The following is a 9,084-nucleotide window of genomic DNA, read 5'->3' on the forward strand; positions in this document are numbered from 1 at the left end:
GTCAGCCATGGTTCTCGTACTCAAAAAGGAGAAATGTTGAGGAGAATGCGATGGAGCCAGCCCATGCGCTGTGCTTCGTTGATGTAGCCATCACCGACGTACTCGATCCGGGCCTGTGAAACCTGGGTCGATGACACGGTGTTTTCCCCGGTAATGGTCCGAGGGTTGACCACACCGGAGAAACGTATGAATTCCGTGCCCTGATTGATTGCGATCTGCTTGTCGCCGCGCACGCGCAAGTGCCCGTTGGGCATGACCTGCATGACGGTCACGGAGATGGTGCCGGTGAAGGAGTTGTTGGCCTGGGAGCCTCCGCCGCCGCTGAAATCATTGGTGGTCGAAGCGTCCAGCCCGAAGTCCCCGACCTGTGACGCCCGGCTGGAGGTGGTCGCCAGGCTCAGGCCGATGGAGCCGGTGCGGTTGGCATTGGACGACGAGGTCTTGCTGGCGCTGACCTGTTCTTCCAGCTCGATGGTCAGCGTATCGCCCACCATCCGCGGGCGGCGATCCTCGAACAGCGGTTGCGAGCCACGGTTGCCCTGATAGATCGAGCCATTGGCCAGACGGTTGGGCAGTGTCTGCATCTGCATTTCTTCATCGGGCACGACAGGCTTGTGTGGCAACTGATCACAGCCTGTCGTTGCCAGCATGCCTGTCAGGACTGCCCATAGAGGCCATGCCAGTCGGCGTTCATGTGCCATTGTGTGTGTCTCGGACATGGCGGTTAGAGCTGAGTCAGACGCTGTAGCATCTCGTCCGAGCTCTCGACGGCCTTACTGTTGATTTCATAAGCGCGCTGGGTCTGGATCATGCCGACCATTTCCTCCACCACGTTGACGTTGGAGGTTTCGACATACCCCTGGGACAGCGAACCGCCACCGTTGAGGCCGGGTGTGGTTTCGGTCGGCGCACCCGAGGCGTCGGTCTCCTGATAGAGGTTCTGCCCGATGCTTTGCAGGCCGGCCGGGTTGATGAACAACGCCAGGTTCAACTGGCCGACCTGAGTCGACGTGGACGAACCCGATTGAGTGACCGAAACGATGCCGTCGGTGCTGATCGTGATGGCCGTGGCATTGGTCGGAATGGTGATGCCTGCCGACAGCGTGTAGCCGTTGGAGGTGACCATCTCGCCATTGGCGTTGAGCTGGAAACTGCCGTCACGGGTGTAGCCCGTGGTGCCGTCGGGCATGTCCACCTGAAAAAAGCCCAGGCCGTTGATGGCCAGGTCCTTGGAGTTGCTGGTTTCTTCCAGGTTGCCCTGGGTGTGCAGGCGCTCGGTGGCGACTTCGCGCACGCCCGTACCCACCAGCAGGCCGGAGGGCAGTCGAGTGTCGGTGCTGCTTTGGGCACCCGGCTGGCGTTCGTTCTGGTACAGCAGATCCTCGAATACGGCGCGTGAGCGCTTGAAGCCGTTGGTGCTGACGTTGGCCAGGTTGTTGGCAATGACGTCCATCTGCGCCTGCTGGGCTTCCAGGCCAGTCTTGGCCGTCCACAGTGATCTGATCATCGATCGGTTCCTTATTCATCCAACCGTGAGGTCAGCCCTGCAGGGAAAGCAGGTTGTTGGCGCTCTTGGCGTTTTCGTCGGCACTGCTGATGGCTTTCATCTGCATTTCATAGCGACGTGAGTTATCGATCATGGCCACCATGGCGCTGGTCGGGCTGACGTTGCTGCCCTCCAGCGAACCGGGGGCCACGCGCATGGTTTCGTCGGCGGGCAGCGGCTGGCTGACGCCGTTGGCACCCGGCGCGGTGCGAAACAGCCCGTCGGTGCCGGCCTGAAGCGTGCCGGGCAAGGCCGACACCAGCTTCAGGCGCCCGACCGGGCTCAGGCCTCTGGGCTCCATGCCGACTTCACGCACGCTGATCGTGCCGTCGCTGCCGAGGGTGACTTCACTGCCCAGCGGCACGACGACAGGACCCCCGTCTCCGATGACCGGACGACCTCCGACCGTCATGGCACCGGTGCCATCGACCTGCAGGTCGCCGCGCCGTGTATAGGCTTCGCCGCCATCGGCGGTCTGCACGGCCAGCATGCCGTTCTCGCCAAGTGCGACATCCAGGGCGCGGTCGGTGTGGACGATCGGGCCCTGGGTCCAGTCAACACCGAACCCCTGGGCCGCGACCGAAACCCGCGTCGGCAAGCCTTCACCCGCCACGGGCGAGGATTGCATTTCGACCAGTTGCGCCCGAAAGCCGGGCGTCACGATGTTGGCCAGGTTGTTGGCGACGACGGCCTGCTGTTCGAGGGCCTGATTGGCCCCGCTCATGGCCGTGAAGAGCATGCGATCCATGTATTACGACCCGATATTCACGGCTTGCTGGAGCACTTCGCTTTGTGCGGTGACCGACTTGGCGTTGGCCTGGAAGTTGCGCTGGGCAATGATCAGGTTCACCAGTTCGGTGGTCAGGTCGACGTTGGAGTCTTCGGTGGTGCCGCTCAGGATCGAACCCAGCGAGCCGCTGCCGGCCACGCCCAGCAAGGCCTGTCCGGAGGCGGTAGTGGCCAGCCAGGTGTTGTCGCCGTTGGCTTGCAGGCCGTTTTCATTGCTGAAGGTCGCCAGCTGGATCTGATCGATGTTCTGCGTCTGATCGTTGGAGTAAGTGGCAATGACGGTTCCGGTTTCGTCGATGCTGAAGCTCACCAGGCTGCCGGAGGTGTAGCCATCCTGAGAAATGTCGGTGACTGAGGAGTCGTTACCGAATTGAGTGGTACCGGTCAGGTCCAGCTCAATGGTCATTTCCGCGGCGCCATTATCCGGGTCATAGGTGTAAGTGCCGGTTTCACCGCTGGTGATCAGGCCGCTGGAGCTGAACTCCACGGTCTGGGTTTCGCTCAGCAGGGTGCCATCGACGGCGGTGTGGACTTCCCAGGTGTTCTCGGCGGTCTTGGTGAAATACAGCGTGCTGGTGTGGCTGTTGCCCAGCGAGTCGTAGATGGTTGCCGTGGTGGAGTAGGAGTAAGTCGACGAATCGGTCTGGTCGAAGGTGTCGGTGATGATGTCTTCGCTGGAGTCCAGGTTCAGTTCGGCGTCCAGCTCGGTGGTGGCGCTGGCGGGCATGCCTGTGGTCGGGATCTGGATGACGCCGTTGACGCCCAGCAGTTGGTCGCCTGCCGCGTTTTCCAGATAGCCGTCGGCGGTCAGAGTCAGCTGACCGTTACGCGAGTAGACCGTCTGTGTTCCGTCGGTGAAGGTGAAGAAGCCATCGCCGTTGATTGCCAGGTCCAGTTCGTTGTCGGTGGTGGTCAGGCTGCCGTCACTGAAGTTCTGCACCACGCCCGAAACGGTGGTACCCAGACCGACATCGGCACCCGAATACACGTCGGCGAACTGGGTCGTGGAGCTTTTGAAGCCCACGGTCTGGGAGTTGGAAATGTTGTTACTGACGACGTTGAGGTCGGTCGAAGCAGCCGCCAGACCACTAAGCGCTTGGGAAAAAGCCATGGTGTTTCTCCTAGAATGCGAACGATGACTGAGCAGTCCTGGCAACTGCGAAGGGTTGTGTGAGTGGTGAAATGCCCGGCAATCAAAGCACCAGGCTGATATCGCTCAAGGCGACGTTTTCGTTGACGCCGCCCAGGTCGAGCGCAACGGCGTTGCTGCTGTCGGTCGTCACACCGGTCACCAAGGCGTAATTCAGTGCGGTGGTGGTCACGGCGGTGTCGTCGGCCGTGGCGGTGACGGTGAAGGTGTAGGCGCCATCGGCGGCGGTGGTGCCATCGTCCTGCAAGCCATCCCAGTACAGGGCCTGGGTGCCGGCGCTCATGTCGCCCTCATCAATGGTGCGCACCACGTTGCCGTCGCTGTCGCTGATCGTGATGGTGACCTCATCGGCATCGCTGGCCAGAGTGACGCCGAAGGTGGTGGCTTCGCCGCTGGAGACCTTGATGGTGTTGCCGTCAATCAGAACGCCGTTGCCCACCAGCGCCGAGGCTTGCAGGGTTTCGCTGGCACTGATCTGGCTGGAAATGCTTTCGACGGTGGTGCTCAGGTTCTCGATGCTGCTGATGGTGCTGATCTGCGCCAGTTGCGTGACCATCTCGCTGTTGTCCATCGGATCGGTCGGGTCCTGGTTCTGCAACTGGGTGGTCAGCAGGGTCAGGAACTGGTCCTGCAGCTCTTCCGAAGCAGTGGCGCTGCTCTCGGAGGTGCTGCTGCTACTGTTCATGGTCGAGAGGACCGAGCTGGAAATCGTGGTAGCCATTGTTTATGCCTCGCCTAAAGTCAGAGTTTTCAGCATCAATTCCTTGCTGGTGGACATGACTTCGACGTTGGCCTGGTAAGAGCGCGAAGCAGAGATCATGTTGACCATTTCGCTCACCGGCTCGACGTTGGGCATGGTCACGTAGCCATCCTCGTCGGCCAGCGGATCGCCAGGCCGAAACTCCTGGCGCATGGGCGAGCCGTCCTCGATCACCTGGCTGACCCGCACCCCGCCAATCTTGCTGCCGGTCTGGTATTTCGACTCGAAGACCACCTGGCGGGCGCGATAGGCATCGCCATCCGGGCCGTTGGTGGTGTCGGCGTTGGCCAGGTTGCTGGCCGTTACGTTCATGCGCTGGGACTGCGCACTGAGCGCCGAGCCTGCGATATCGAAAATGCTGAACATCGACATGGTGTTTTCCCTGCGTTATTCGGACTGCATGGCGGTCTTGAGCGACTGCAACTTGCTGCTCAAAAACGTAAGGCTGGCCTGGTACTTGACGGAGTTGTCGCTGAACTGCGCGCGCTCGCGGTCCATGTCCACGGTGTTGCCATCCAGGCTGGGCTGGTCCGGGACGCGGTACATCAGCGAGCGCGTCGAGAAGCTGCTGGAGGACTCTGAATGCAGATGGCGATCCGAGGTGGTCGAGAGCGACATGCCACGGTCATGAGCGCGCCCGTTATGCAGCGCGCTGCTCAGTTCGGCGGAGAAGTCGAAATCGCGCGCCCGGTAGTTGGGCGTGTCGGCGTTGGCGATGTTATTGGCCAATACCTGCTGGCGCTCAGCCCGCAAACTCATTGCGTCCTGCTGAAAACGCAGCTCGTTGTCGAGCTTGTCGATCATGTCTGCGGACCTGTGCATCAAATAATTGAACGGCTCGCAGATTAGTCCCAAGGCCGTCGATGCAAAGGCCGAAACAGGCCGCTATTTGACGACCAATTCAAGACTTGCCTCGTCGCAGAGGAGCCTAGAATTCTTCGCTTGCTACCTCGGAGGATTGGCTCGATGAGAGCGTTATCTGGGTCTTGTACATCTCGCGCGCGCATGGCCAGCCATGCCTTTTTCTTGTTTTGCCTGCTTCAGGCCGGTCCGGTCATGGCCCAGCCTGACGTGTTGCAGGACAGGGTGCGCAGTGTGATTGCGCAGCGCTTGCCGCCACGCACTCAGGTGCAGTCGATCGACATCGGCCAACCCACCACACGGATTCAGACGTGCGAAAGCCCTCTGCCGTCGCTGGTTCACCCTGAGCAGAACACCTATGGCCGGGTAGCGGTCGAGGTGCGTTGCGAAGGCGAGGACGGCGTGGCGGGGTATCTGCAGGTCAATGTGTCCGCTACGGGAGAGTATGTGGTTGCCAGCCAGCGGATTGCCTCGGGCGATGTGGTCCAGGCCAACATGCTGGCCATCAAGCGTGGCCCGCTGGAGGGGCTGGCCAAGGGGGCCGTGCTCAAGCCCGAGCAGGTCATCGGGCGGCAGGCCACCCGGACGTTCGGGCGTGGCAGCCCTCTGGCGCAGAACAACTTCCGGGAGCGTTGGCTGGTGGAGCGCAATCAGCGGGTGGTCCTCAAGGCACAAGGTGCCGGTTTCAGGATCAGCCGTGAAGGCAAGGCGCTGGACAATGGCAGTCTGGGCAGCAGCGTCAGGGTCTTGAGCAGTGATGGCAAGACGCTGAATGCGCAGGTGATTGGCCAGAACGAGTTGTTGCTGCGTTTTTAAATTTTTTCGACGAAACCCGATCACCGGTCAAAGTTTGCCCTTTCGATTGCCGATAGTGACCTTACAACAGCCAATGAAGCCTCTAACGTGAAAATCATAAGCGCTAACCCGATCAATTCTCTTGCGCCGACCGACAGTAAATTGGCCGGTACCAGTTCTCAGCGAGCCGAACTCCAGACGCTGGAGACGTCTGATGCGGACATGGATGCATTGAACATCAGCTCTCTGGCGGATGTTTCAAGCGAGTCTGACGTGAACATGGAAAAGGTGGCGCAACTGCGCCAGGCCATCGACAGTGGCACGATGCAGATCAGTTCGGAGTCGATCTACGACGGTCTGGTGTCGAGTGTTCGGGAAATGCTCGGCAGTAGCGATCCGGCCTGAGCGACACGCGTTACCGAGATCGATACTGAAACCTATGAGCTTTGGATACCTATGAGCCTGGCGAGACACCTGGAGTTGCAAACGCAGACGGTTACTCATCTCGTCGAGCTGTTGGAGCTGGAGCGACGTGCACTGGCTCAGGCCCGGATCGAAGGTGAAAAGCTGAGCGAACTGACGGCGTGCAAACAGGCCGCGCTGCTCAAGCTGGAGCAACTGGAGGCGATTCGCGCCGGTGCGCAGTTGAAGCTTGGGTACGGCTCGGGTCGCAAGGGAGCGCTCAAGGCTGCTCAGGACGCCGATTGTGTCGCGGCCTGGAAACAGTTGCAGGCATTGGCCCAGCGGGCCAGAAGCCTCAATACCACCAATGGTGGCACCCTCAGCCTGCGCATGAGTTATAACCAGCGCATCGTGAGCTTTCTCAACTCGGTCATCGGCAGCAAGCTGTATGGCCCGGACGGCCGGGCGCAACGCGACAGTTGAGCCGCCTCCGCAGCGGCTGACACATTCAAGGGCGGGGTGTCATACCCCGGAAACTGCGCCGCCAGATCTGGCAGCGTATCTTGCCGTGCCTGCGTTACAACGATTTTTTTACCCGGCTTCCTGACTTTTTGATCAAGTTTCAAGGAGGACGGGCCGATACCCAGTTCGCGCAAATCTGCTGTTTAAAAAAACAAGATCCTCAGCTTATGCATGGCGCACTCAGGAACATAACGGAGTTTTTATGAACAGCAGTTTTGCGAATATCAGCGTCAACATGAAGCTGGCCCTGGGGTTTGGCATCGTTTTGGTTTTTACCGCGTTACTGGCCCTTGTCGGCTGGAACGGTCTCGACAAGTTGATCTCCCGCACCGACAGAATCGGTGACATCACTGAATTGAGTAACAAGTTGACCGTGCTGCGTGTTGCCCGGCTGCAATACATGCTCACCGACGGCGACGATAACGCCGCGCAGAACGTCCAGAATCACCTGGAAACCTTCAAGAAAACGCAGCAGGCCGTACTTTCCAACTTTACCAATCCGGCCAACGTGCAACTTCTGAAACGCCTTGGCGACCACCTCAACACCTACGAAAAGTTGTTGAACCAGATGCGCGAGGCGTATCGGAACAGCGTCAAGGTGCGGGCTGAAATGGGTGTGAATGCGGCCCGTGCGACCGAGTCGATCAACACGATCAATGACTCGGTCATCAAAATGGACCCTTACGATCCTGCCCGTTCGGATCAACTTCAGCTCATCGCCAATGCCCGCATGGACGTCCAGTTAGTGCGTTATGAAGTGCGCGGTTATACCGGTAACCCTACCGACAAGAGCGAGCAGGCTGCATTTAAACAACTGGAAACGGCCATCAAGGGTGTCGACCGGCTCAGGTCTGCATTCGGTGCGGTGCAGGGCGACAAGGTGGCTCAACTGGAAACGGCCTTGCGCAACTATCAGGTGTCGGTAGAGGCCTTCCGGACGGCCGACAGCGCCATCAATGCCACCCGCAAGGAGATGACGGTACTGGGTGAAGAGATCTTCAAGATCGGTACCGAGCTTTACAGCATTCAGCAACGCCTGGCCACTGAAGATACGGCCCAGGCGCGTCAGTTGCAGATTATCGGCACCCTGTTGGTGCTGCTGTTCGGTGTTGTAGCGGCCATCGTCATTACCCGCCAGATCACACGTCCGTTGCAGGAAACCCTGGAGGTCGTGAACCGCATTGCTTCGGGTGACTTGAGCCACACGATGGTGGTGACCCGTCGGGACGAACTGGGCGTGGTGCAACAAGGCATCCAGCGCATGGGCACGACCTTGCGTGAGCTGATTACCGGCATTCGCGATGGCGTGACGCAGATTGCCAGCGCCGCTGAAGAACTGTCGGCCGTGACCGAACAGACCAGCGCCGGGGTCAACAGCCAGAAAGTCGAGACCGATCAGGTCGCGACGGCCATGCATGAAATGTCAGCCACTGTGCATGAAGTGGCGCGCAATGCCGAACAGGCTTCGGTTGCAGCTTCCGCCGCCGACCAGGAGGCACGCGACGGCGACAAGGTGGTGGGTGAAGCCATTCACCAGATCGAACGACTGGCCACTGAAGTCATGCGTTCCAGCGATGCCATGACGGTACTTGAGGAAGAAAGCAGCAAGATCGGCAAGGTCATGGACGTGATCAAGGCCGTGGCCGAGCAGACCAACCTGCTGGCCCTCAATGCGGCGATCGAAGCGGCCCGTGCCGGCGAGGCCGGGCGCGGATTTGCGGTGGTTGCCGATGAAGTGCGCGGTCTGGCACAGCGTACCCAGCAATCGACCGAAGAAATCGAAGGCCTTGTGGCGGGGCTGCAAAGCGGCACCCGTCAGGTCTCCGACATGATGCTCAGCAGCCGTAGCCTGACCGACAGCAGTGTCACCCTGACACGCAAGGCCGGTTCTTCTCTGGAGAGCATCACGCGGACCGTTTCCAACATCCAGGCCATGAACCAGCAGATCGCCGCTGCCGCCGAGCAGCAAAGCTCGGTTGCCGACGAGATCAGCCGCAGCATCCTGAACGTGCGTGATGTTTCCGAACAAACGGCTGCGGCCAGTGAGGAAACCGCGGCCTCCAGCGTTGAGCTGGCGCGTCTGGGCAACCAGTTGCAGATGATGGTGAGCCACTTCCGGGTGTAGATCCTTTTCGCGGATGAATCCGCTCCTACACAGAATCATGTAGGAGCGAATTCATTCGCGAAGGCTCAACAAACGCATTGCCTGACACACCGTCTTCCCGGATGAATCCGGTCCCACACATTTCAGGGCATATG

10 protein-coding genes and 2 pseudogenes are annotated in these 9,084 nt (G+C 59.9%); 5 read left to right on the forward strand and 7 right to left on the reverse strand.

Annotation, left to right across the window (positions count from 1 at the left end):
• Positions 1-20 precede the first annotated feature (20 nt).
• The 7 genes from ACIPY9_RS15345 to flgB all read right to left on the reverse strand — a co-directional run bounded on the left by ACIPY9_RS15345 (position 21) and on the right by flgB (position 5,049).
• Positions 21-701, reverse strand: coding sequence for a flagellar basal body L-ring protein FlgH (locus ACIPY9_RS15345; protein ID WP_400702734.1), 681 nt, complete (start codon positions 699-701; stop codon positions 21-23).
• A gap of 23 nt (positions 702-724) precedes the next feature.
• On the reverse strand, positions 725-1,507 hold the full coding sequence (gene flgG / locus ACIPY9_RS15350) for a flagellar basal-body rod protein FlgG (protein WP_400702737.1): 783 nt from the start codon (positions 1,505-1,507) through the stop codon (positions 725-727).
• A 31-nt stretch (positions 1,508-1,538) separates the two neighbouring features.
• Positions 1,539-2,294: a flagellar basal body rod protein FlgF gene (locus tag ACIPY9_RS15355; RefSeq protein ID WP_400702740.1), complete on the reverse strand. Its 756-nt coding sequence runs from the start codon at positions 2,292-2,294 to the stop codon at positions 1,539-1,541.
• Positions 2,295-2,297: 3 nt separating this feature from the next.
• Complete coding sequence (gene flgE, locus ACIPY9_RS15360) at positions 2,298-3,446, reverse strand: flagellar hook protein FlgE (protein WP_400702743.1); 1,149 nt, start codon at positions 3,444-3,446, stop codon at positions 2,298-2,300.
• A gap of 82 nt (positions 3,447-3,528) precedes the next feature.
• Entirely contained in the window at positions 3,529-4,206 is a 678-nt protein-coding gene (flgD, locus tag ACIPY9_RS15365) for a flagellar hook assembly protein FlgD (RefSeq protein ID WP_400702746.1), read from the reverse strand.
• 3 nt (positions 4,207-4,209) lie between these two features.
• Positions 4,210-4,617 (reverse strand): flagellar basal body rod protein FlgC, encoded by a 408-nt coding sequence (flgC, locus tag ACIPY9_RS15370; RefSeq protein WP_400702749.1) that lies wholly within the window; start codon positions 4,615-4,617, stop codon positions 4,210-4,212.
• 15 nt (positions 4,618-4,632) lie between these two features.
• Entirely contained in the window at positions 4,633-5,049 is a 417-nt protein-coding gene (gene flgB, locus ACIPY9_RS15375; protein WP_400702752.1) for a flagellar basal body rod protein FlgB, read from the reverse strand.
• Between the two features lie 252 nt (positions 5,050-5,301).
• On the opposite strand from flgB, the gene flgA reads away from it, so the two are divergent.
• The 5 genes and pseudogenes from flgA to ACIPY9_RS15400 form a co-directional block, all read left to right on the forward strand.
• Positions 5,302-5,922 carry a flagellar basal body P-ring formation chaperone FlgA gene (gene flgA / locus ACIPY9_RS15380; protein WP_400702755.1) on the forward strand — a complete coding sequence of 207 codons (621 nt, stop codon included), beginning with the start codon at positions 5,302-5,304 and terminating at the stop codon, positions 5,920-5,922.
• Positions 5,923-6,009: 87 nt separating this feature from the next.
• Positions 6,010-6,306 (forward strand): flagellar biosynthesis anti-sigma factor FlgM, encoded by a 297-nt coding sequence (locus ACIPY9_RS15385; RefSeq protein WP_400702758.1) that lies wholly within the window; start codon positions 6,010-6,012, stop codon positions 6,304-6,306.
• Positions 6,307-6,357: 51 nt separating this feature from the next.
• Complete coding sequence (locus tag ACIPY9_RS15390; RefSeq protein ID WP_400702761.1) at positions 6,358-6,786, forward strand: flagella synthesis protein FlgN; 429 nt, start codon at positions 6,358-6,360, stop codon at positions 6,784-6,786.
• A gap of 241 nt (positions 6,787-7,027) precedes the next feature.
• Positions 7,028-8,095: pseudogene (locus ACIPY9_RS15395) on the forward strand (methyl-accepting chemotaxis protein); the annotation flags it as partial.
• A gap of 261 nt (positions 8,096-8,356) precedes the next feature.
• A pseudogene (locus tag ACIPY9_RS15400) lies at positions 8,357-8,950 on the forward strand (methyl-accepting chemotaxis protein); the annotation flags it as partial.
• Positions 8,951-9,084: the final 134 nt, after the last annotated feature.

This window comes from Pseudomonas sp. NPDC089734 (assembly GCF_044748865.1).
GTDB lineage: Bacteria > Pseudomonadota > Gammaproteobacteria > Pseudomonadales > Pseudomonadaceae > Aquipseudomonas.